The organism is Lactobacillus intestinalis, assembly GCF_024397795.1.
Lineage (GTDB): Bacteria > Bacillota > Bacilli > Lactobacillales > Lactobacillaceae > Lactobacillus > Lactobacillus intestinalis.
In genome coordinates this window covers 265,414-288,598 of the sequence record NZ_CP072983.1, presented here as the reverse complement: position 1 = coordinate 288,598, position 23,185 = coordinate 265,414, and the positions used below count along the sequence as shown (strand labels likewise).

General features: G+C 36.5%; 21 protein-coding genes and 3 tRNA genes. 2 read left to right on the top strand and 22 right to left on the bottom strand.

The window, feature by feature from the left end:
• Nucleotides 1-59 precede the first annotated feature (59 nt).
• The 18 genes from KBW87_RS01395 to pth all read right to left on the bottom strand — a co-directional run bounded on the left by KBW87_RS01395 (nt 60) and on the right by pth (nt 16,740).
• A tRNA-Pro gene (locus KBW87_RS01395) sits at nt 60-133 on the bottom strand.
• 38 nt (nt 134-171) lie between these two features.
• A tRNA-Gly gene (locus KBW87_RS01390) sits at nt 172-243 on the bottom strand.
• Between the two features lie 121 nt (nt 244-364).
• Nucleotides 365-436, bottom strand: a tRNA-Gly gene (locus KBW87_RS01385).
• Nucleotides 437-593: 157 nt separating this feature from the next.
• Nucleotides 594-1,622 (bottom strand): hypothetical protein, encoded by a 1,029-nt coding sequence (locus KBW87_RS01380; protein WP_157055118.1) that lies wholly within the window; start codon nt 1,620-1,622, stop codon nt 594-596.
• Nucleotides 1,623-1,745: 123 nt separating this feature from the next.
• Nucleotides 1,746-2,363 carry an ATP-binding cassette domain-containing protein gene (locus tag KBW87_RS01375; RefSeq protein WP_057809521.1) on the bottom strand — a complete coding sequence of 206 codons (618 nt, stop codon included), beginning with the start codon at nt 2,361-2,363 and terminating at the stop codon, nt 1,746-1,748.
• A 55-nt stretch (nt 2,364-2,418) separates the two neighbouring features.
• Nucleotides 2,419-2,709: a hypothetical protein gene (locus KBW87_RS01370; RefSeq protein ID WP_135960626.1), complete on the bottom strand. Its 291-nt coding sequence runs from the start codon at nt 2,707-2,709 to the stop codon at nt 2,419-2,421.
• 160 nt (nt 2,710-2,869) lie between these two features.
• Nucleotides 2,870-3,706: a helix-turn-helix domain-containing protein gene (locus tag KBW87_RS01365; protein WP_057809523.1), complete on the bottom strand. Its 837-nt coding sequence runs from the start codon at nt 3,704-3,706 to the stop codon at nt 2,870-2,872.
• A 337-nt stretch (nt 3,707-4,043) separates the two neighbouring features.
• Nucleotides 4,044-4,310: a hypothetical protein gene (locus tag KBW87_RS01360; protein ID WP_004045610.1), complete on the bottom strand. Its 267-nt coding sequence runs from the start codon at nt 4,308-4,310 to the stop codon at nt 4,044-4,046.
• A gap of 158 nt (nt 4,311-4,468) precedes the next feature.
• Nucleotides 4,469-6,010 (bottom strand): lysine--tRNA ligase, encoded by a 1,542-nt coding sequence (gene lysS / locus KBW87_RS01355; RefSeq protein ID WP_004045612.1) that lies wholly within the window; start codon nt 6,008-6,010, stop codon nt 4,469-4,471.
• A gap of 18 nt (nt 6,011-6,028) precedes the next feature.
• Nucleotides 6,029-7,054: a tRNA dihydrouridine synthase DusB gene (dusB, locus tag KBW87_RS01350; protein ID WP_057809525.1), complete on the bottom strand. Its 1,026-nt coding sequence runs from the start codon at nt 7,052-7,054 to the stop codon at nt 6,029-6,031.
• 81 nt (nt 7,055-7,135) lie between these two features.
• A complete protein-coding gene (hslO, locus tag KBW87_RS01345) occupies nt 7,136-8,023 on the bottom strand; it encodes an Hsp33 family molecular chaperone HslO (protein ID WP_004045615.1) in 888 nt (295 codons plus the stop codon).
• Nucleotides 8,024-8,074: 51 nt separating this feature from the next.
• Complete coding sequence (gene ftsH / locus KBW87_RS01340) at nt 8,075-10,219, bottom strand: ATP-dependent zinc metalloprotease FtsH (RefSeq protein WP_057809527.1); 2,145 nt, start codon at nt 10,217-10,219, stop codon at nt 8,075-8,077.
• Nucleotides 10,220-10,335: 116 nt separating this feature from the next.
• On the bottom strand, nt 10,336-11,586 hold the full coding sequence (gene tilS, locus KBW87_RS01335) for a tRNA lysidine(34) synthetase TilS (RefSeq protein WP_057809529.1): 1,251 nt from the start codon (nt 11,584-11,586) through the stop codon (nt 10,336-10,338).
• Nucleotides 11,587-11,629: 43 nt separating this feature from the next.
• Nucleotides 11,630-11,989 carry a S1 RNA-binding domain-containing protein gene (locus KBW87_RS01330; RefSeq protein ID WP_057809532.1) on the bottom strand — a complete coding sequence of 120 codons (360 nt, stop codon included), beginning with the start codon at nt 11,987-11,989 and terminating at the stop codon, nt 11,630-11,632.
• Nucleotides 11,990-12,367 (bottom strand): FtsB family cell division protein, encoded by a 378-nt coding sequence (locus KBW87_RS01325; RefSeq protein ID WP_057809534.1) that lies wholly within the window; start codon nt 12,365-12,367, stop codon nt 11,990-11,992.
• A 65-nt stretch (nt 12,368-12,432) separates the two neighbouring features.
• Complete coding sequence (locus tag KBW87_RS01320) at nt 12,433-12,675, bottom strand: RNA-binding S4 domain-containing protein (RefSeq protein ID WP_057809536.1); 243 nt, start codon at nt 12,673-12,675, stop codon at nt 12,433-12,435.
• 11 nt (nt 12,676-12,686) lie between these two features.
• Nucleotides 12,687-16,181, bottom strand: a complete 3,495-nt coding sequence (gene mfd / locus KBW87_RS01315; RefSeq protein WP_057809538.1) for a transcription-repair coupling factor — start codon at nt 16,179-16,181, stop codon at nt 12,687-12,689.
• Between the two features lies 1 nt (nt 16,182).
• Nucleotides 16,183-16,740 (bottom strand): aminoacyl-tRNA hydrolase, encoded by a 558-nt coding sequence (gene pth / locus KBW87_RS01310; RefSeq protein WP_057809540.1) that lies wholly within the window; start codon nt 16,738-16,740, stop codon nt 16,183-16,185.
• 161 nt (nt 16,741-16,901) lie between these two features.
• Between pth and KBW87_RS01305 the strand changes: the two genes are divergently transcribed.
• Nucleotides 16,902-17,873, top strand: a complete 972-nt coding sequence (locus KBW87_RS01305) for an L-lactate dehydrogenase (protein ID WP_057809543.1) — start codon at nt 16,902-16,904, stop codon at nt 17,871-17,873.
• A gap of 135 nt (nt 17,874-18,008) precedes the next feature.
• A complete protein-coding gene (gene cbpA / locus KBW87_RS01300) occupies nt 18,009-18,704 on the top strand; it encodes a cyclic di-AMP binding protein CbpA (RefSeq protein ID WP_004045624.1) in 696 nt (231 codons plus the stop codon).
• A gap of 36 nt (nt 18,705-18,740) precedes the next feature.
• Here the strand turns inward: cbpA and alr are convergent, their stop codons facing one another.
• The 4 genes from alr to KBW87_RS01280 form a co-directional block, all read right to left on the bottom strand.
• Nucleotides 18,741-19,874, bottom strand: a complete 1,134-nt coding sequence (alr, locus tag KBW87_RS01295) for an alanine racemase (RefSeq protein WP_057809545.1) — start codon at nt 19,872-19,874, stop codon at nt 18,741-18,743.
• Nucleotides 19,875-20,231 (bottom strand): holo-ACP synthase, encoded by a 357-nt coding sequence (gene acpS / locus KBW87_RS01290; protein ID WP_004045626.1) that lies wholly within the window; start codon nt 20,229-20,231, stop codon nt 19,875-19,877.
• Nucleotides 20,232-20,312: 81 nt separating this feature from the next.
• A complete protein-coding gene (cshA, locus tag KBW87_RS01285) occupies nt 20,313-21,791 on the bottom strand; it encodes a degradosome RNA helicase CshA (protein ID WP_057809547.1) in 1,479 nt (492 codons plus the stop codon).
• Nucleotides 21,792-21,805: 14 nt separating this feature from the next.
• A complete protein-coding gene (locus KBW87_RS01280; protein ID WP_004045629.1) occupies nt 21,806-23,173 on the bottom strand; it encodes a UDP-N-acetylmuramoyl-tripeptide--D-alanyl-D-alanine ligase in 1,368 nt (455 codons plus the stop codon).
• Between the last annotated feature and the right edge of the window lie 12 nt (nt 23,174-23,185).

Sequence of the window (23,185 nt, the reverse complement as noted above, 5' to 3'; positions counted from 1 at the left end):
TATAAGCATTTATTTCAAGCAACAAAAAAAGAGGAATCAACTCCTCTTTTTCATCACTATCGGGAAAACCGGATTTGAACCTGCGACCTCTACGTCCCGAACGTAGCGCTCTACCAAGCTGAGCTATTTCCCGCAAAAAAAGACCCACCAATGGTGAGTCTTTTATCTTAGAGCGGAAGACGGGATTCGAACCCGCGACCCCGACCATGGCAAGGTCGTGTTCTACCACTGAACTACTTCCGCAAGACAAATATTATTATAGCAAAGATGTTTTTCATTGCAATAGTTTTTTGGAAAAAAGTTCAAAAAATTTAAACTGATTTTTGAAACAAAAAAGACTCACAAATGTGAGCCTTCAATCTAGAGCGGAAGACGGGATTCGAACCCGCGACCCCGACCATGGCAAGGTCGTGTTCTACCACTGAACTACTTCCGCAAGACAAATATTATTATAGCAAAGATGTTTTTCATTGCAATAGTTTTTTAGAAAAAAGTTGATATTTTTCAAAATAAAAACCTACTTTCATAGATGGGACTATAAAAGTGGGTTGTTTCTTCTATTTGGTCAAGGAATCTAAAGGAAGCAACGTTAACTATACCTTGATTTTATTAACCAGCATTCCTAATCCATAGCTAACCATACTTGCAATAATGAGCGTCATCACTCCTGAGACAAAAGTTATCTGCGCATTATGATACTGCACAGAGATTTCTCCGGAAACCACATTTATCGCATTGAAGTAAGTAGTCGGTAGCCACATCGCTAATTTTTGTAAAGGCTGGATAACTGTAGTTGAAAGATTTAATCCGAGTAATAAGACAAGGGAGATAAATAAGCTGGAAAATTTATCTCGCACAATACTTGAAACTAATTGAACAAAATTAATCACGAATAATCCCACAAAAATCTGAATAATGATTATTGGAACCATAACTCTGCTTGTAGGAATATACTCATTAATCGTCTGCCCAATCAAACTCTTATATAGATAAAAAGGATAATTTAGATTACCCGTTTTGAAGATAAGGGATGCAATGACAAACACTAAAATATTAACTGAATAGAAGATACCAGCACTAATTATCACACCACTCAAATTGTCAAAAATGTATTTTTTACTGCTATTAATTGGCAACAAGGAACTAATATCTGCTCTGTTTCTATATTTTGAAGTATAGAGTTGATTTAAAACGAAAGTAATCACCAAGGTGAATAAAAATGGCAAATACAATTGATTCAGATTTAGCAAAAATTGAATCCCGGTAACAGGCGGATTCTCTTCATAGGGTACGGGATGCCGATTCAAATACTCGAAAAACTTAGCATTTTTTATTAAAGCATTCTTTTCATCATGACTTACATGATCATTTTTTATTTGAATATCCTTAGCTAAGTTTACCGCCTTCAATTGATAGTAATAGATGGTCTTCCAATCTTGCCGTTTAAACGCATGCAGTAGTTTTTGACTATCTTGGCGTTGCTTTTTAGTATCAGAAATACTTTGCTTAGTTAAAGTATATGCTTCTCCACCTTTTTTATAATGCTTTAACGACCCTTGCATTTGAGTAATAGCATTATTTTGCATAGTCAAATTACCCTTGGCTTGACTTTCTAAAGACATATTCTTCGCCGTGCTGCTATTTAGCGCTAAAACAGCAAGGGAAATTATTAACAACAAAGCACTCGTAATTAAGAAAAGACTATTTTTAAAAACCTTTTTTAACTGAAATTCGATATATGGCATCTAATTTACCTCATTCATACTTAAATTTTCCAGCTTGAGCGTAGTAAGATTATGCAACTTTTTTATTTCGTTTGCGTAATGCGAGGTTAAAATTATACACTTATTGTTTCTATCGATTAACTCATTTAACCTAAAGTAGAATTTCTCTCTAGTTTCTTGGTCTAAACCATTAGTAATTTCATCCATCAATAAATATGGAGCATCACTAACAAAATACATTGCGATAATCAGCTTTTGTTTCATCCCTAAGGAGTATTTCTTTATTGGTAATTTTCTAAATTCGTCAATTCCCCAAAACTCAATTTCTTTAGTAATGCTATGCGTGGAATGCCAGAGCTTTTTCGTAAGATCTAAATAATCCAACGAATTTAAATCATCGCTAAACCAACTGTTGTCCTCAAAGAAAAACACCTTTTCCTTGCTTTGTTCATATGACTTATTATCATAAACGATCCTTCCCTCATACTTGACAAGCTGTGTTAAAGCTCTCAAAAAAGTACTTTTGCCAGCACCGTTTTCTGCCATAATTTGATAAATATTGTCCTTTTCAAAATTGAAGGAGAATGCTTTTAAAATTGGTTGTCTACTAGTAATGGTAAGATTCTCGACTTTAATCATAATTATCCTTCCAAAAAAGAAGCACGGCCGTATAATGCCGTGCCTTTAACTTATTTTAATAACCGCCTGAATAGAAATTGGTATGAAGATACGTAATGAAATTCCAACCTCCATTTACTTGTTGATTTTGATAACCAGTTTGACGAGACCATGCTGGAATACGCTCATATCGATAACTTCTGAAGTTACTTTCAGCCTGACTAATAGTATTCCTATCAAACTTATAAGATTTTACTGCCTTTCTGGTTGCAGCTTCTGATAATTGATTGAATTGTTGACTTACTTCAATTCCGGCTGTAGCCAATACCGACACTACAGCAAATGCCGTTAATAGTCTTTTCACCACTCAATTCTTCCTATTCTATTTATTATTTTGAGTGATATGGGAATATTACTGGTAATTGCCACCACATCATCTTAAAATTTCCTCCTTATTAAACGAATCGATATTAATATTACTCGATAGTAAATATGATCGACAATTATGTATCACATATAACACAAAATTATTCAGGCCAATTTTTTACTAAATTCTGATAACCATATTCCTTCATATCATCTTTTACCTTTTGAGCCTCCGCTTTACGATCTAAAAACAGATACTTTAAATAGAGAGCCGCAATTTTATAGAGGGCAAAGTGAACCGGGGAAGACAATTTAAGAATGCAGTTAAATGTTCGTTGAATATTTTTAGCTGTACTGATCCCATTCTGCGCTCTTCGTTGATAGCAAATGGTTAAATAATTTTCTAAAATACGCAGATATCTTTCTTGATTTAATTCAGTTATTTTTTTGCTTTTCTCTATCCTGTTAAGCAGTCTTTCAACAAAAAATGATAAATTTTCTTGAGACCATATTGGCATCGTATTAGTAAATAGACGTAAAGAACTAGAATTTGTCATCCAGTTTTGCTCTTTTGAAAATTCAATAAACAGCTTTTGTTTCACCTTGGGATCAATCAAACTTAGTTCATTCTTCAAATAGGCTACCGTAATCATTGATCTTATTTTTAAACTTTTGGAATCAGACTGTTCTAAAATATCGTGGTAGCATTGTTCTATTAATTCTATCCTCCCACTGTTAAACGCTTCGTTCATTTTTTGATTCAGGTTTTCATCTATTTGTTTTGATTTCGGCATGTAAGTTTTACGAAGTAGCTGATAAAAGTAATTAATATCAACATCATGACTAAAAAGAATCTCGGCCAATTTATCAGCACTAATCATACTTTTCCCACTTTCAACTTTGGCATAAAAGGATCTAGTCACAATTTCAGCACACATTTGTTTTTGCGTCAGGCACAATTCACCTCTAATTTGTTTTAACGCTTCCCCAATTGTCATTTGTTTTCCTCCTCCTTTTTAAAAATTTGCATTCTCACTAAAGATAATAAAGAATCTTATATCAATGTATTTAAGCATAGATATAAGATTCAAACATACTATATTTTTATTAAACTATCTTCTTTGCCCTTTTTCAAATTCCTAATTGGAAGAAGGGATCAGATTTACTACTAGATAGATACTCTTTGAAAAATCATCTAGGATCTATTTGAAAAGTACATAGACCCTATCACGAATCCGATTGAGGTCACAATACTTTCAAAAGCACTAATTCCTATCGTCAACACAATCGTCGAATCTACTTTGTAAAATCAACACTAGAATCCATACAACAACGCTAATTCCTGCAAAAAATTCGATAACTTTCAACCTGAATATTAGCTTTTTGATCTTCACTCTCATGTTGATGAACCTTTCGAAGAATCAATTGTTGTATCCCAAAAATCAAAATTAGTATTATTCCATTTATCAAACCTAGTCTAAAATCATGCAGCCATACAAATCCGCTAATCAGTTCAATTACTTCAATGATGAGGAGTAATGCCCAAAAAAGCTTGTTCACAAATTTATAGGTTTGGTATTTGATCGTTAATTCTCTTTCCATAATGTTTTTCCTAAAACTATCCTCCTAAAAGTCATTATCACTTATCTTAGCAAATTAATAATGACTTTTATATATCCCACTTAAAACAAAAAGCATAATCAATAGAACACGATAGCATCCTATCAATTATGCTTTGATCAATTATACTGAAAATTTAATTATTTATTTTTCTTCTTCAAGTCTTCCTTAACTTCAGCTTCAATGCTTTCAACACGTTCTGGACGCATTGTTGGGAAGAGAAGAACATCACGAATAGCTGGGGCATCAGTTAAGAGCATTACCAAACGGTCAATACCGATTCCCAAACCACCTGTTGGAGGCATACCGAATTCCATTGCACGAAGGTAATCTTCATCGATCATATCAGCTTCATCGTTACCAGCATCACGTTCAGCCATTTGAGCTTCGAAACGTGCACGTTGGTCATCTGGATCGTTCAATTCTGAGAAGGCGTTACCGTATTCTTCACCCATAATGTAGATTTCGAAACGGTCAGTGAATCTTGGATCATCAGCATTCTTCTTAGCAAGTGGTGAAATTTCAACTGGGTGACCGTAAACGAAAGTTGGGTCAACGATAGTTTCTTCACAGTACTTTTCAAAGAAGGCATTGATTACATGTCCAACCTTCCAGTAGCTTTCGCAGTGGATATCATGGTCTTCCGCAATCTTCTTAGCTTCTTCATCAGTCATTGGCTTCCAGAAGTCTACGCCAGTTTTTTCCTTGATCAAATCAACCATGTGAACACGGCGGAATGGCTTACCTAAGTCAATCTCAGTACCTTGGTAGGTAATCTTACCATCATCAGTAACGACCTTAGCAGCAGCACGAATAATGCCTTCTGCTTCGTCCATTACATCGTGGAAGTCCCAGTATGCTGCATAAGTTTCAAGTTCAGTAAATTCTGGGTTGTGGTGAGTGTCTAAACCTTCATTTCTGAATACACGACCGATTTCGTAAACACGTTCCATATCACCAACAATTAAACGCTTAAGTGGCAATTCAAGAGCAATTCTCATGTATAAATCAATGTCCAAAGCGTTGTGGTGAGTAATAAATGGACGGGCTTCAGCACCACCTGGAATATTGTGAAGCACCGGAGTTTCAACTTCTAAGAAGTCCATACCGTTTAAGTAGTCTCTAATTGCTTGGATAATTTGAGTACGGTGAACAAAGCGCATGTAACTATCACGGTTAGTGATTAAGTCAAGGTATCTTTGACGGTAAATTTGTTCAACATCCTTCAAGCCATCCCACTTGTTTGGTAATGGACGAAGAGCTTTAGATAAGAAAGTAACGTGAGTAGCACGGATGGTCAACTCACCGGTATCGGTTTTCATAACTTCACCATCAATACCTAAAAAGTCACCGATATCTGCACGTTTGAAAATCTTGTAGTTGTCTTCACCAACAATATCCTTACGTACATAAATTTGGATCTTACCAGTACGGTCATAAAGATCTGCAAATCCTACTTTACCTTTACCACGCTTTGCAAGCATACGACCTGCAATCTTGGTCTTAGGCATATCTGCATTTAATTCATCTTTATCTTCCTTACGGTACTTTTCTTCCAAAGTAGTTGCTAGATCTTGACGATCAAACTTTCTAACGCCAAATGGTTCAATACCATTTTCACGCAATTCGTTCATCTTTTGGCGACGAGCGATCAACTGGTCGTTCATTTCTTTCTTTGCCAATGTAATCTTTCCTCCATCTTAATTATTCGCTACTGCACGTCTTGCTTCTTTAGCAGCTTGACGTTTTTCATAATCTTCAACAAAACTGTCAAGCAAATCATAAACCTCTTGACGTGTCCAGACCTCATTTATTTTAGCACGAGTACGAGCCGAACGGGGAATTCCTTTTAAATAGTATGCAGCTTGTTGACGAAATTCTGGAACTGCAATTTTCTCGCCCTTTAATTCTACCAAACCATCAAGCTGATGTTCAGCAGTTTCAACACGCTCTCTGACAGTTTGTGGACGTAATTTTTCTCCCGTCTCAAGATAATGAACCATATCTTTCAAAATCCATGGGTTTCCAAGAGCAGCACGTCCAACCATCACAGCTGTTGAGCCAATTTCATCAAGAGCTTTTTTAGCCAGCTCAGGAGTAGTAATGTCACCATTTGCGACAAAAGGTATATCAAGCACTTGAGCGACATCATGCAAAGTCTCCCAATCCGCTTGTCCTTGATACATTTGCTTACGAGTTCTGCCATGCATTGCAATCATGGAAGCTCCAGCTTCTTGAGCAGCTAAGGCATTTTCCACTGCAAAAATATGCTTGCGATCCCAACCAATTCTCATTTTAACAGTAACTGGTTTAGAAACATTTTGCACTACTGCGTGCACCATTTGATAAATTTTATTGGAATCAAGTAGCCACTTAGACCCGGCATCAGTCTTAGTAACTTTAGGAACAGGGCATCCCATATTGATATCAATAATATCCGCATCCGTATTTTGATCAACATATTGAGCAGCTTGAAGCAAAGTTTCCTCAGTTCCACCAAAAATTTGAATGCTCATTGGGTGTTCTCTAGGATCAACTTGCATCATACGCAAAGTCTTTTTATTACGATAAATAATTCCATGATCAGAAATCATTTCACAAACAACTAGCCCAGCACCGAATTCTTTACAAACAACACGAAAAGCAGAATTTGAAACTCCTGCCATAGGTGCAACTACAACTCGATTAGGAATAGTAATATCGCGAATTTTCCAGCTATTATCCATCAAATCATCCCTTTCAAATCACTTACTTATAATAACAAAAAAGTCCCTAGTGGCAAACTAGAAGGGACTTTTTCACAGAAATTAATCTTTTTCTGCTTTTTTCTTTGCCAAAATGTCTTTTAATTCATCTTCATTAAATGAGTACTTGTTTCCACAAAAGGCGCAAGTAAGTTCAGCTCCATGATCTTCATTAATCATGTCTTTAAGTTGTTTAGTATCTAAAGTTTCCAAAATTTTGGCATATTTTTCTTTAGAACAATCACATTTGTAAGCAACATCTTGCTTTTCAAGAATCTTACAATCAGTACCTAAAATTTTGCGTGCTAAATCTTCTGGAGTCATTCCATCTAAAAACGAAGTTGATAATGCAGGCAATGCGTTGATTCTCTTAATAGTTTTATTAATCAATTCATCGCTTGCACCAGGAAGAGCTTGAAGCATAAATCCGCCAGCCTCACCAATGGAATTATTTGGATTAACAAAAACAGATAATCCAACTGCTGAAGGAATTTGTTCAGATTTAGTTAAATAATAAGCAAAATCTTCTGCAATTTCACCTGAAACAATTGGCACTTGACCAGTATAAGGTTCTTTCAACCCTAAATCCTTTGTAACTTCAAACCAACCTTGACCCACAGCTTTTTTAACATCAATATGGCCATTCTTTTTAGGTGGTAATGCAATATGCGGATTTTTGATGTAACCTTTTACCGTTAAATCTGCCTTAGCAGTTACTACAGTTGGCCCAACTGGACCATTACCCAAAAGACGAACTGTTAATTCTTCCTTATCAGTTAATTGAGCTCCAGCCAGAAGAAGGCCTCCGACTAAGGTTCTCCCTAACACCGCAGAAGAAGCAGACCATGTATCTTGAAGTTTTTGCGCTTCGCTCACAACTCCTTTAGCGGTAATTGTTAATAATCTTAAATTTTTAGTTTTATCAATTGCTTTTACTAAATAATCTGTCATTTTTCTCACCTCTAAAAAAATAGAGCCTCAACGGGCCCTATCTTTTTTATTTTACTCATTAGAATCCTTAGAATCTGAAGAATCATCAGACTTAGTATTTGCATCTGGAGTTTGCTTTTCAGTCTTATTATCGACATCTTTTTCAGATGGAGTTTCTAATTCGTGATCAGCTTGTTCAGATTTTTGCAAATCATCGTCTTTCTTTTCTGCTTTAAGAACTTCTTTCTTTTCAGCAGCAGCCTTAGCTTCTTCATAAGTTGAAGCCTTAGATTCACTTGGATATTCTTCTTCATTCTTTTCAGGCATTTCACCAGTCTTATATAAAGCTAAGATTTGCTTTTCGTTCAAAGTTTCATACTTAAGCAAAGCTTCAGCAATAATCCGGTGCTTCTCGCGATTATTTTCAACGATTTCTAATGCCTTACTATGTGCTTCATCTAAGATCTTCTTAACAGCTTCATCAATCTTAGCAGCAGTAGCTTCACTATATGGTTTAAAGCCGTATGGATTGGTTTCGCCTTCTTTTTCAAGTTCAACCATACCAAGAGATTCAGTCATACCATAGTTAACTACCATGCTATGAGCAATTTGAGTAGCCTGTTCAAAGTCATTTGATGCACCAGTTGACTTGTCACCAAGAGTTGCTTCTTCACCGGCACGACCACCCATCAAACCAACAATTTGTTCAAACAATTGCTTCTTAGTCAAAATGAATTGGTCATCCTTTGGAAGCATGATGTTGTATCCACCAGCACGGCCACGTGGTACGATAGTAACTTTACGTACAGTACGTGAATCACTTAAAACTAACCCACAGATTGAGTGTCCAGCTTCGTGGAAGGCCACACGACGTCTTTCCTTTTCAGAGATAAGGCGATCTTTCTTAGCAGGACCCGCAATTACACGGTCTTCAGCCTCATCGATATCTGAAGCAGTAATTTCAGTACCGTTTCTACGAGCGGCTACTAAAGCAGCTTCGTTTAAAACGTTAGCTAAATCAGCCCCTACAAAGCCTGGAGTTTGACGAGCAACTTCTTTCAAATCAACATCAGGAGCAAGTGGCTTATTGCGAGCGTGAACCTTCAAGATAGCTTCACGACCACGCACATCTGGACGACCAACTAATACCTTACGGTCAAAACGACCTGGACGAAGTAAAGCTGGGTCCAAAACATCTGAACGGTTAGTTGCGGCAATAACGATAACGCCTTCGTCACCTTCAAAACCATCCATTTCAACTAGTAATTGGTTTAAAGTTTGTTCACGTTCATCGTTGCCACCACCAGTACCATTTCCACGCCGACGACCGATAGCATCGATTTCATCGATAAAGATAATACTTGGAGCGTTCTTCTTAGCATTATTAAACAAATCACGTACACGGCTAGCGCCGACACCAACGAACATTTCTACAAAGTCAGAACCTGAAATTGAGTAAAATGGTACATTAGCTTCACCAGCTACGGCACGAGCAAGTAAAGTTTTACCAGTACCAGGAGGACCCTCAAGCAAGACACCTGATGGGATTCGCGCACCTAGTTTGGTATATTTTGCTGGATTCTTTAAGAATTCAACAACTTCAACTAATTCTTGTTTTTCTTCTTCTTCACCAGCTACATCAGAGAAACGAACCTTGTTCTTAGAAGGATCTTCCGGTTTCACATGGGAGCGACCAAAATTCATAATACCGCCGTTTCCACGTCCACCGCCACTTTGATTCATCATCATCCAAAGCATAACGATGAATAAAATAGTTGGCACAATCATAACAATTGTAGAAATCCAATTACCTGATTGCGACTCTCCTTGTGTAGTCATCCGAGCATTACTCTTTTGTGCCAAGTTTTGCACATTGGATACACTTGAGTCATTTTGAAGCATCGTTGTTGAGAAACGGGTTACTTCTCTATTTGAACTACCATTAAAGAAGTCAAAACTGTTACTTTGTTGACTCGTAGTCTTTTGTGCTTTCTTGTAGTTACCTGACACAGTGTAAACACCATTAGCAGGTTGCACACTAAAGTTTTTAACTTTGCCTTGGCGTAAATCTTTAATAAATTGAGAGTAGCTAATGTTTTCACTACTGCCAGAGTTATTAGATCCGCCGAGTGCCCAGTTGATTCCCCATAGGAGTAGAAGGAACACAACTATATAGAACAGGCCATTTGACAATAGCCGATTCCGGTTATTCTTCATAAAAAACCTCCGCAAAGTTTCTAAAGATATACGCTTAAAAGTTTAACACAAATAAGCGTTTAGCTCTAATTTTTTAGAACAACTTATTTAATTTTTAACTAAACTATTCGAGATCATTAATCAATAATCTCATACACATAGTAATGTATAAATTTATCAGATTTTAGCTGAGATTGGTAGGTCTTTTCCACAAAAACTGGTATTTGATTTGCATAAATAGTTAAGCAATACGGGCGCAAATATTGTGGGATGCCAGCTTGAGCAAATTTCTTCTTGCTTTTAACGTGATGACCATTTTTTAAAGGAAGTTTAGTTTGGAGCAAACTTCCTGCCCAAAAGTCAACTTTCTGCATCCAAAAATCTCCTGCCATAGGATAAGAAAGCTGTTTTTCACTTAAGACAAACTTTCTTCCTTGATAGTCAAACTTTCGATCAACTTCTATCTTAAAGACTTCAGGCTTAGCTTGTAAAGAATGGCGACTTAGATAGTAGTAGCCTTGATATTCAAGTAATAAATAACCATTCAAATTCTGATTAACTCTTTCGTGCCAAGTACGCCAAATAAAATTTTGCCAGAAATAAATTCTCTCTTCCACATTAAAAGACGCCAATTTTTCTTTTTCTAATCGATAAGCAACTTTCAAGAATTTTTGAGGTGTGATTTTTTGAAAATTATTATCCGCTAGCTCTTTAAAGCGACTCATTTCATGAGAATAGCGGAGTGCATTTTCTAACAAATCCGGATTTTCTGCTTTTAAACACGGAACTATGTGATGGCGCAAACGATTACGCATGGTGGAATCTTCTTGATTAGTCGAATCTTCAATAAAATTGAGTCGATGAGCTTTATCATATTCAAGTAATTCTTTTTTACTATAAGATAATAACGGTCGTAAAAGTGGTACCCCATTCATCTTTCCGACTTCCTGCAGGCTATTCATTTCTTCTGGATTTCCGGAGCGAATAAGTTTCAATAAAATATTCTCAAGCAAATCATCCCCATGATGGGCAGTTAATAAATAATCCGCATTGATTTCTTTTACAACTTTCGTCAAAAAATCATAGCGTGCAATTCTAGCCGCAGCCTCAATTCCTTGAGCAGGCTGCAATTTTTTAGCCCATTTTTTATTAAAAAATTTAATCCCATGTTGGTGACAATACTTTTCAAGCAATTCTGTTTCAGTAAAAGAATCATCCCTCAATTGATGATCAAAGTGTGCCAGCACCAATTGATAGCCAAGTTTCTCTTTTTGGCTATTTAGCATCTCAGCTAAAGCCATCGAATCTGGACCTGCGCTAGAAGCCACAACTAAGATTTTATCCTTTAAGTCTATATGATGGTTCTTAAAAAAATCGATTATTTTCATTCTTCCCCTAGAAAAAAGTGATCCAAAATTGGATCACTCTTTGTTAATTATTATTAAGTACCTTTTTTAATTTCTCTATTTCTTTATGTGCATCCCTAGCGGTATCATTCAAAACCTCAGCAAAATCTGCTTCTTTAGTTTTTGAAAACTGATTCTTAGGATCAATCAATTCCGAATCATTAACTCTCTTTAAAGAAAGACCTAATTTTCCTTTTCGGTTATGCACAATCACTACATGTAATTCTTGCCCTTTTTGATAACGATTTCTCTCACGAAGCCAATTATCACCAAAATCACTATAGTGAATTAATCCCGTGTGTCGATGAGGCAAAGTTAAAAATATACCCAAATCGGTAATATTATTAATCACTCCATTGACCCGTTCACCAACTTGATACTTCATTTAGTTATTATCCTGTCCTTGAGGTAAATTATAAATCTTTTCGTTTGGCTTAGAATAATAAAACTTATAACGGACCATCTTCGCAACATAATCCGGATCTTTTAAATCATCTCGATGTGTAGAAAGATCTTTATGCTCTTGTGTTACTTTCTTTAAAGTCTTTCTTGAAGCTTGAGCTTCACTTTCAATTCGCTGAGTTTGAGCAATTTTTACTGAAATTTGAATTCCCAAAATTACAAAAATTGCCGCAAAAACAGAAATTATTCGACTACGTCTTTTACGATGGACTGCTTTTTCTCTTAAAAGCTGCTTTCGTCTTAATTGAGCTTTTTGAACTTCCGGACTAACAGCATTGAAAATACGTGGACCCTTACTCATTTTTATCCCCTATTATCATGAAAACCTTCTCTTCATTATAACAGCGCCTATTCTAAAAGTCATTATTAATCCACTAACTCATAAAGATCGCTTGCTTCGGCCTTCTTAGTAGTTTCACGAATATTAATCACTTTTGCCTTAACTACTCTAGTTCCATAGCCAACTTCAATTACATCGCCTAATTTAACATCGTAGCTAGACTTTACAACACGACCATTAACCTTAATTCTACCTTGGTCAGCCATTTCTTTAGCAACAGTTCTTCTTTTAACTAAACGTGATACTTTTAAAAACTTGTCAATTCTCATATTCTACCTCACTATTTTTGTACAATTTCACTAGCATCTTCTAAGAATGTAGTCAATTCATTAAAGAGCATACGATTATTTAACTTATCTGGCAACAATAATAGAACAACCATCTTTTTATCTTTGGTCATACTAATTCTTGCCTTAAAGCTAACATGTTCTAAAGCTTTAAAAATATTTGGTCCTTCTAGTTCCTTTGAAGCCCTAATATCAAACTCAACTTTAATTTTGTCGTCTTTTTTAACTACATTTAAAGCTTGAGCATTATCAGCATTTAATTTCAATTTAGAACTAGCCAGTAAATTTTCTACTGAAGTTGGATAATCTCCAAATCGATCAATAAGCTCATCTTCAATTTGGTCCAGCTCTTCTTCACTAGTAACTGCTTTAATCTTCTTATAAAACTCGATCTTTTCTTCTTGATCGGGAATATAGGAATCGGGAATATAGGATTCAAATCCCAGATCAATCTCGGCGTTTGATTTTTTAATAACCTTTTTATTTTTCCGAGCTTTAATGGCATCACTCAGCATCCGTGAGTAAAGATCATATCCCACACTATCAATAAAGCCATGCTGTTGTGACCCTAACATATTACCAGCGCCACGAATGGATAAATCTCGCATCGCAATTTTAAAGCCGCTTCCTAATTCCGTAAAATCACGAATAGCATCGAGACGTTTTTCGCCAACTTCAGTGAGCACCTTATTAGGTTGATATAAAAAGTAAGCATACGCAAGTCTGGCGCTTCTTCCTATTCGGCCCCGGAGCTGATACAACTGACTCAAGCCATATTTCTCAGCATCTTCGATAATCATCGTGTTCACATTCGGCATGTCGATTCCAGTTTCAATAATAGTTGTGGTCACCAAAATATCAAATTCACGATTTAAGAATCGATATAAGATATCTTCAATTTGATTTTGACTCATACGTCCATGAATACTGGCAATACGCGCATTGGGCATTAACTTTTCTAATTTATTAACAACTTCGTCAATATCACCGATTCGGTTATGTAAATAAAATACTTGGCCGCCTCTTTGCATTTCACGCTGACAAGCATTTTTAACTACACTTGGTAACTCTTCCATTACATATGTCTGAATAGGATAACGATTTTGAGGAGGAGTTTCCATTACTGACAAATCTCTTACCCCTACCATTGACATATGTAAAGTTCGCGGAATTGGAGTGGCCGTTAAAGTTAAAACATCAATATTAGCCTTTAGTTGCTTCAAGCGCTCTTTGTGCTTTACCCCAAATCTTTGCTCTTCATCAATAATCAACAAGCCTAAATTCTTAAACTCCACATCTTTTGACAAGATTCTATGAGTTCCAACTACAATATCGATTTCGCCTTTTTTCAACTTTTCGATAATTTCTTTAGTTTCAGCCGGAGTTTGAAAGCGTGATAACATTGCGACATTAACTGGAAAATCCTTAAACCGATCTAAAATAGTTTCGTAGTGCTGTTGAGCCAAAATAGTAGTTGGCACTAAAAATGCTACTTGCTTATTATCTTGAACTGCTTTAAAAGCAGCACGAAGGGCAACTTCTGTTTTTCCGAAGCCAACATCCCCAACCACTAAACGATCCATTGGCTTGGAGTTTTCCATGTCCTTTTTAATTTCCTTAGTCGAACGCAATTGATCGGCAGTTTCCACGTATGGAAAGGCATTTTCAAATTGTCTTTGTAAATCATCATCAGGAGAAAAAGCAAAACCTTTTTCAGACTCTCTTTTTGCATAAAGTTCAATTAAATCATCGGCGATATCTTCAACCTTTGATTGAACCTTACGTTTAGTTTTTGCCCATTCACTTCCACCAAGCTTGTTAAGATGGGGGCGTTTCCCTTCAGATCCGACATATTTTTGAACTAGTTTTAATTGATCAGCCGGAACAAATAACTGATCGCCACGTTGGTAAGTAATAGTGATGTAATCACGCTTTACGCCATTATTTTCTAGAGTTTTAATTCCTTCAAAACGACCAATTCCATGATTAACATGTACTACGTAATCTCCAGGCTTTAATTCAGTGTAATTACGCAGACGCTGAGCATTTTCAAGCGTTTTAATCCGCTTTTTATGATGAACTCGTTTATTAAAAAGTTCTCTTTCAGTTAAGTAAATGAGGTTAATATTCGGAAGATTAAAACCTTCACTAAATTCACCAACTACAATTTGAGTTCTCTTTTCAATCAGCTCATCTTTATTCACAATCGGAATATCCAAACCAAAATCTGCAAAATTTTGGCTCATTTGCTTAGCTCTCTTTTCATTATCAGCCTGCAAAATCACAGTTTGGGTATTCTTTTGATAAGATTCAATCTCTGTCTTAATAAGTGGCATTTGACTGAAAAATTGTTCCGGTTCTCGCGTTTGCCAATCTAGCATCTGGTCTAGTTTAATTCGACCTAAACTTCGTTGAAAAAGTGAAAAATAAATTCGATGGTGGCTATCTTTAGACCAAACTCGTTTAAAGTTAAGACGCAATTCTTGACCTGGAAGCATGGCGCCAGTTTTTAGCTCATCATCAATAAAAGCTGCATTTTCACTATCAACATTTTTAACAGATTGATTAATGAGTGGCCAATCATCAATAAACACTGACCCATCTTTAGATAAATACTCTAAAAGGCTACTTGGCTGTGAAATTAAATAATCAACCAAAAAAGCATAATTATTCGGCAAACCACCAGCATCCAGTTCATCCAAACTTTGAGTAAAATGGTCCTTCACAGCTTTTTCAGGAGCGGGTGCGTCAGCCATTGCTTTTCTAATTTTGTTGGCTGCTTTTTTTAAATTTTCTCCGGAAAAGACACGATCTTGTGCAGCAAAAATAGTTAATTTATCAAGTTCTTTTTGGCTACGCTGAGTAGATAAATCAAATTCTTTAATAGAATCAATCTCATCCCCAAAGAATTCAATCCTAACTGGATTTTCACGGTCAAGGGGATAAATATCCAAAATATCCCCACGAATAGCAAATTCTCCACTTTTTCCGACTAACGATTCCTTATGATAGCCTGCACGCACCAGCCAATCATTTAATTCTTTTAAATCGTACTCACTATCTAAATCAAAAGTTTTCTTAAATGCCAAATACTCTTCGGGTTTTGACAATTTATATTGTAATCCCGCAGGAGTCGTCACTACAATTCCTGGTTTATTGGATAATAAAAAATTAAGAGTCTGGATTCTGCTACTTAATTCATCTGGAGAAGTTGTGGCAGTCTGTGTCGCAATCATATCATCTACAGGAAAAATTTGAACTTGTCCTTCTGGCAAAATTGCACTGAGTTTTCCATATAAATCTTGAGCTTTATGTTCATTTTCTTCTATTAAAACAAGTGGGGCCTTTCGCTCATTCACAATTTGTTTTAAGAGTAGACTAAAAGCACCGGCGTTAGCGCCAATGATCATTGAGTTCTTTACATCTTTTGTTTTATCAATAAAATTGTTTAAATCTTTGTCTTTTTCTAAATAATTTGTCAAACGCATTTTAATTATACTTGTTCATCAAATATTGACTATCGTGTCCTTCAATAAAGTCATCGATAATCTTTACACTTGTATCAAATGCATCATCCATCAATTTTTGTTGTTCTGCATTAAATGGGGTAAGCACCCAAGAAACAACGCTCGTTTTTTCTGGATGACGAATTCCAATTTTTAAACGATTAAACTTATCCGTGCCTAAATCGCGAATAATACTCTTGATCCCATTATGTCCACCAGATTTACCATTAGCACGAATTCTAATTTTGCCGATTGGCATATCCATATCATCTTGGATGATCAAGATGTCTTCTGGCTTAACTTTAAAAAAGTTTGCAATTTGAGCAACTGAACGACCAGATTCATTCATAAAAGTTTGTGGTTCAAGCAAAATGACATCCTCGCCATTAATTTTTTGTTTAGTCCAATGACCTTCAAACTTGTCCTTATCTAGCGACAAGTTTTTACTTTTTAGGTAATCATCTAGTGCCATAAAACCAGTATTATGTTTTGTTCTATCATACTTTTTACCTGGGTTTCCCAAGCCTGCAATTATCTTCACTTTTAACGTACCCCTTTTCTTAATCTTACTTATAATAGCACATACTTTCAAAAAAATAGTAAGATCTGCTTATTTCAACACTAAGTATTGTCATTTTAGCAATATTTCATGTTATAATGCTTATTGTTAAAACTATCACTAATAAAAGGAGATTTTTATTTATGGCAAGAGAAGAAAAACCTCGTAAAGTTATTTTAGTCGGTGACGGTGCCGTAGGTTCTACCTTTGCATTCTCAATGGTACAACAAGGTATTGCAGAAGAATTGGGTATTATTGATATTGCTAAGGAACACGTTGAAGGTGACGCAATCGACTTAGCTGATGCAACTCCTTGGACTTCACCAAAGAACATCTACGCAGCTGAATACGCAGACTGCAAGGACGCAGACTTAGTTGTTATTACTGCTGGTGCTCCACAAAAGCCAGGTGAAACTCGTCTTGATCTTGTTAACAAGAACTTGAAAATTTTATCATCAATCGTTGAACCAGTTGTTGAATCAGGTTTTGAAGGTATCTTCTTAGTAGTTGCTAACCCAGTTGACATCTTGACTCACGCAACTTGGAAGATGTCAGGTTTCCCTAAGGATCGTGTTATCGGTTCAGGTACTTCACTTGACACTGGTCGTCTTCAAAAGGTTATCGGTGAAATGGAACACGTTGACCCAGCTTCAGTTAATGCTTACATGCTTGGTGAACACGGTGATACTGAATTCCCAGTATGGAGCTACAACAATGTTGGTGGCGTAAAGGTTAGCGACTGGGTTAAGGCTCACGGTATGGATGAATCTAAGCTTGAAGACATCCACAAGCAAGTTGCTAACATGGCTTACGACATCATCAACAAGAAGGGTGCTACTTTCTACGGAATCGGTACTGCTTCAGCAATGATCGCTAAGGCAATCTTGAACGATGAACACCGTGTACTTCCACTTTCAGTACCAATGGATGGCGAATACGGTTTACACGACCTTCACATCGGTACTCCAGCAGTTGTTGGACGTAAGGGTCTTGAACAAGTAATCGAAATGCCATTAAGCGACCACGAACAAGAATTGATGACTGCTTCAGCAGATCAATTGAAGAAGGTTATGGACAAGGCCTTCAAAGAAACCGGCGTTAAGGTTCGTCAATAATTTCTTAATTAATGTCTAAAAAGCATCTAGATCTAGATGCTTTTTTATTTTGCACTAATATTTAAGCTATCTTTAATTTAGACCATAGCTATGCTATAATGATTTGAAACATTTTTCACGTTTGGAGGCCGCGAGATGCTTATTAAATCTTTAGTTCTTAAAAAAGATTACCTAACCACAGTCAATGAAAAAGCCACTTTGGAAGAAGCATTAAAAGTCCTTGAAGACTCTGGTTTTAGATGTGTGCCTATCTTAGATGACACCGGCACCATCTTTAGAGGTAATATTTACAAGATGCACATTTATCGTCACAAATCTCAAGGTGGCGAAATGGATTTACCTGTTACTTATTTATTAAAAAATGCAACCAAGACCATTAAGGTTAACTCACCATTTTTCAAAGTCTTCTTCAACATTAAAGACTTACCTTACATTTCAGTTCTTGACGAAGAGAACAAATTCTATGGTATTTTAACTCACTCACGTTTACTTGATATGTTATCGGATGCTTGGAATATTAAAAACGGTTCCTATGTTTTGACTGTTTTATCAGATAATAGTCGTGGTAATCTGGTTAAAATGTCTAAGATCATTTCAAAATACACCAATATGGCTAGTGTAATGACTTTAGATGCTTCCGCTAGTGAATTAGGTGGCGATTTTGTTCGTAGAACCTTGTTTACTCTTCCATCTGGAGTTTCAGAAATTACGATGAAGACAGTTGTAGATAAGTTGCAACGAAAAGGTTATGTAGTTGCAGAAATTGAAGACTTACAAGCTGGAATGACAATCATGAGCGATGAAAATCCGGGAGTCTTTATTCAAAAATAAGTCCGTATAAAAAGCACCTCAATTGAGGTGCTTTTTTTATTCATCATAATAATATACACGTGGTAAGCGATCGCTCAACAAACATGCTACTTCATAGTGAATCGTATCTACATAATCAGCAGCCGCCTTAATATTGTTAGGATCATCTGGATTGTCCGAAATCAGGGTGACACGAGTTCCAACCGGCATTTCTTTAGGCATTAACACCATAAATTGATCCATACATACTCGGCCCACAATTGGACAATATACATCGCCTACTTTTACCTTGAAGCCTTGGAACTTACGAATCCATCCATCTGCATACCCAACAGGAACTGTCCCAATAATTACATCATCATCAGCTACATAAGTGGAGCCATATCCTACACCATCACCTTTGTGAATAGTTTTAACATGGGTTAATTCGCTCACAAAAGAAAGCGCAGGTTTTAATTCAACATTAGACTTTAGATCGGGAGAGCTTGGATTAGATGATGGATTCAAACCATAGATCCCAATTCCAAATCTTACCAAATCACTGTGCACATCCTTATCAAAGATGCTAGCAGCAGTATTGTCAACATGAATCCATTTTGGCTTAACAGTCAAAAGCGACTTCATGTGCTTGAACTTCTCTACCTGATGTTTAAAGTAAGTATCATCGCTACTATCAGCTGAAGCGAAGTGAGCAAACATCCCTTCTACAAAGAAATTAGGGTTGTTTTCTAAGAACTTATTAGCTTCGATAAATTCGTCATCTTCACTAAAACCAATCCTGCCCATTCCTGAATCAATACCTAAGTGAATCTTTAATTGCAAATTTTCTCTTTCAAGAGCTTCTTGAGCCATGTGAAGCCACTCTAAGTTAGGCACAGTTAATGAAATACCATTTGCGGCAGCTACTGGAGCATATTCTGGTGAAACTACACCCAAAACTAAAATTGGCTTAACGACGCCATTTTCTCTTAACTCTAAAGCTTCATCTAAAATTGCCACACAAAAACCGCTGGCTCCGGCTTCTTCAGCAACCTTAGCTACTTGAATAGCTCCATGACCATAAGCATTTGCCTTTACTACAGCAAAAAGCTTCTGATCTGGATCAAGATGATTTACTTCATTTTCAATATTTTGCTTAATTGCACTTAAATTTACCCGTACAACAGCTGGACGATGTATTCCTGGAACCATCTAATTGTCCTCCAATACAACAAATGTAATAATTTCATGATTATCATGTGTGATGCTGGGAAAAATATTTCCTGAATATTTAGTAGAAGTCATAACAGGATGACCTAAATCATCCCACAAAGTCTCTACGTCTTGGAAACCAACTGCTTTACCCAAGCCGGTTCCCATAGCTTTAGAAAAAGATTCCTTAAGTGAGAAACGACCACCTAAGTATTCCACCTTGCGTTTGCCCTTCATCTTTTGATATTGTGCAAATTCATTAGGTGTTAAAACTTTTTTGGCAAAATTGTCTCCACGTTCAACGATTTTCTTAACTCTTTCAACTTCAATTGAATCGATTCCTACACCTTTGATCATAATTTTTCATCCTCCACACAGAATTTAATTATAATACAAAAAATGAGCTGCAAAAGCTACAACTCATTTTTCTATCAAAATTTAACCTTTTTTATTTTTAATGACAAATTCATGTCCATTTCCGTGGCCACGCCTAGTACGCCCTTTTTGATTACGCTTGTTAAAATTGCCATGACGGTTGCGATCATGACCGCGACTCTTACCACGTCCGCGACCATGATTCTTACGTCCATTACCCTTATATGGCAATGGCTTTTCTGGAGTAATCTTAACTTTTACTTCGCTAGAATCTTTAGATAAATTCTTCAAAAATGCTGCAACTAAATCAAGAGCTGAGTAGTTTTCTAAAAGTTCGTTAGCTTCTTTTTCATACTTACTTAAATCACCCTTTAAAAGCTCTTCAATTTGAGCTTTAGCAGCTTTTAATTGACCATGAAGTGCTTGATCATCTGTTGGTGGACGAAGAGGTAACATTTTCTTCTTAGTCAGTTGTTCAATAGTTCGCATATAGCCAATTTCATTTGGAGTTACGAAGGTAACTGAAATACCATTTTGTCCAGCACGACCAGTTCTACCAATGCGGTGAACATAAGAATCTGGATCTTGAGGAATATCGTAATTGTAAACGTGGGTAACTCCAGAAATGTCAAGTCCACGCGCTGCCACGTCAGTGGCTACCAAGATGTCAAGCTTACCGGAACGGAATCTCTTCAAAACGCTCATTCTACGTACCTGAGAAAGATCGCCGTGAATTCCTGCAGCATTATATCCCCGAGCTTGCAAACCACGTGTAAGCTCATCTACACGTCGCTTAGTACGACCAAATACAACAGCCAGATCGGGACCTTGAACGTCAATTAAGCGACACATAATATCGAATTTTTCAGATTCTTTTGCTCGGACAAAGTATTGATCAATTAAGTCTGCAGTTAATTCTTTAGCCTTAATTCGTACAATTTCGGGATTGTGCATAAACTTTTCGCCAATTCGCAAAATTGGCTTAGGCATTGTAGCACTAAAAAGTAAAGTTTGAGTACGATTTTTAGCATAATTCAAAATACTTTCAATATCACTAATAAAGCCCATATCAAGCATTTCATCAGCTTCATCAAGAACTATGGTCTTAACTTCATCTAAACTAATAGTTCCGCGTTTTAAGTGGTCAAGAAGACGACCGGGAGTCCCTACTAAAATAGCAGGTACATGGTTTTTCAAAGAGCGAATTTGACGACCGATATCTGCTCCTCCGTACACAACTTGCACCCGCGCATTTTCATCACGGCCCAAGCGAAAGAGTTCTTCTTGAGTTTGAATAGCTAATTCACGAGTTGGTTCAATTACAACTGCCTGAATTGTTTTATGTTGTTTATCTAAATTTTGTAAAATTGGCAAGCCAAAAGCTGCAGTTTTACCAGTTCCAGTTTGAGCTTGACCAATTACATCTTTTCCCTCCAAGGCAAGTGGAATAGTTTGTTCTTGGATGGGGGTTGCTTCTTCAAAGCCTGAACGTCTAATGGCCTTAAGAAGCGCATCATTTAATCCTAATTCCGAAAATTTCACTAAATTAAATTCTCCTATCTAAGCCGCTCTACTACTTTTTCAAGGTGCATCCCATGAGATCCCTTTAATACCACGATATCATGCGGCTTAATATCATTCTTTAAATCTTCAATCATACGTTGCATTTGATCTCTATCATAATAATGCAAGTGTTCAGCATCATATTTATCTTCTAATGCATCATAGAGATTCTTCATCTCTGTTCCATATAAATAAACTTCATTAATTACTTGTGGGTCAAGACAGTCCTCTAAATTACGATGAAGTTCGGCTGACTTTTCACCAAGTTCAAGCATATCACCTAAAACTGCAATTCTGCGATTACCTTCAGGGACTTCAATTTGACCAAAACTAGTGATTACAGCTCTAACAGCAGTTGGGTTAGAATTATAAATATCACTCATAATGTCTTCGCCCACATCGCCTTTTTCCCATTCCATTCGGTTAGCAGTTGGGGTGAAGTTTGAGAGTGATGCAGCAATTTCTTCATCACTTTCACCAAAATGGCGCCCCACACTCAAGGCGGCCATCGCATTTGAAACATTATGCTTACCAATCATTGGAATTGAAAATTGTTGTTCTGAATCATTGACAGTGAAAGTAGCATGATGCTTATAACTCTTAAAGCCAGTTGCATAAACAGTGTCATCTTTTTCAAAACCAAAAGTAGCTTTTGCTTGGCTAAGCTTTTCAGCACGTTCTCTTAAAAGCGGTTCATCTCCGTTATAAATGAATTCACCATCTTCACGTAAAAAGTCTGTAATTTCCATCTTAGCATCTGCAATTTTATCACGAGTACCAAAGAATTCGATATGAGCTTCACCGATCATCGTAATTACAGTCACATCAGGATGAGTTAATTCACTCAAATGGTGAAGTTGACCAGGACGATCCATTCCCATTTCTAATACTAAAATTTCAGTATTTGGCTTCATTTCCAAAATAGTCATTGGAACACCAATTTCATTATTAAAGTTAGCCTGTGTTTTATGCACATTAAAACGCTTAGACAAAACTGCTGCAATCATATCTTTTGTAGTAGTTTTACCATTTGAACCAGTAATTCCCACAACAGTTGGATTTACTTTACGCAAATAATAACGCGCTAAATCTTGCATAGCTTGAAGCGGATCGTCGACTTCTAATACTGCAATATTTTCAGGCTTATTTGGATGACCAGTTTGCCATAAAGTTGCGGAAGCACCGTTATTAATAGCACTATTAATAAAATCGTGTCCATCTCTGTCGCCAACTAAAGGAACGAAAAGTCCTCCGTCAGTAATCTTTCTGGAGTCAAAGGCAACGGATGTAATTACAGTTTGCTCGTCGCCCACACAAGTTGTATTTAAAGCTTTGGCTATTTCTGCCAGTTGCATTTTCATCTAATTTTTACT

Coding starts and splice junctions, on each gene's coding strand:
- KBW87_RS01380 (WP_157055118.1), bottom strand. CDS start 1,622: ATGTCTTTAGAAAGTCAAGCCAAGGGTAATTTGACTATGCAAAATAAT.
- KBW87_RS01375 (WP_057809521.1), bottom strand. CDS start 2,363: ATGATTAAAGTCGAGAATCTTACCATTACTAGTAGACAACCAATTTTA.
- KBW87_RS01365 (WP_057809523.1), bottom strand. CDS start 3,706: ATGACAATTGGGGAAGCGTTAAAACAAATTAGAGGTGAATTGTGCCTG.
- KBW87_RS01360 (WP_004045610.1), bottom strand. CDS start 4,310: ATGGAAAGAGAATTAACGATCAAATACCAAACCTATAAATTTGTGAAC.
- dusB (WP_057809525.1), bottom strand. CDS start 7,054: ATGGATAATAGCTGGAAAATTCGCGATATTACTATTCCTAATCGAGTT.
- hslO (WP_004045615.1), bottom strand. CDS start 8,023: ATGACAGATTATTTAGTAAAAGCAATTGATAAAACTAAAAATTTAAGA.
- ftsH (WP_057809527.1), bottom strand. CDS start 10,219: ATGAAGAATAACCGGAATCGGCTATTGTCAAATGGCCTGTTCTATATA.
- tilS (WP_057809529.1), bottom strand. CDS start 11,586: ATGAAAATAATCGATTTTTTTAAGAACCATCATATAGACTTAAAGGAT.
- KBW87_RS01330 (WP_057809532.1), bottom strand. CDS start 11,989: ATGAAGTATCAAGTTGGTGAACGGGTCAATGGAGTGATTAATAATATT.
- KBW87_RS01325 (WP_057809534.1), bottom strand. CDS start 12,367: ATGAGTAAGGGTCCACGTATTTTCAATGCTGTTAGTCCGGAAGTTCAA.
- KBW87_RS01320 (WP_057809536.1), bottom strand. CDS start 12,675: ATGAGAATTGACAAGTTTTTAAAAGTATCACGTTTAGTTAAAAGAAGA.
- mfd (WP_057809538.1), bottom strand. CDS start 16,181: ATGCGTTTGACAAATTATTTAGAAAAAGACAAAGATTTAAACAATTTT.
- KBW87_RS01305 (WP_057809543.1), top strand. CDS start 16,902: ATGGCAAGAGAAGAAAAACCTCGTAAAGTTATTTTAGTCGGTGACGGT.
- cbpA (WP_004045624.1), top strand. CDS start 18,009: ATGCTTATTAAATCTTTAGTTCTTAAAAAAGATTACCTAACCACAGTC.
- alr (WP_057809545.1), bottom strand. CDS start 19,874: ATGGTTCCAGGAATACATCGTCCAGCTGTTGTACGGGTAAATTTAAGT.
- acpS (WP_004045626.1), bottom strand. CDS start 20,231: ATGATCAAAGGTGTAGGAATCGATTCAATTGAAGTTGAAAGAGTTAAG.
- KBW87_RS01280 (WP_004045629.1), bottom strand. CDS start 23,173: ATGAAAATGCAACTGGCAGAAATAGCCAAAGCTTTAAATACAACTTGT.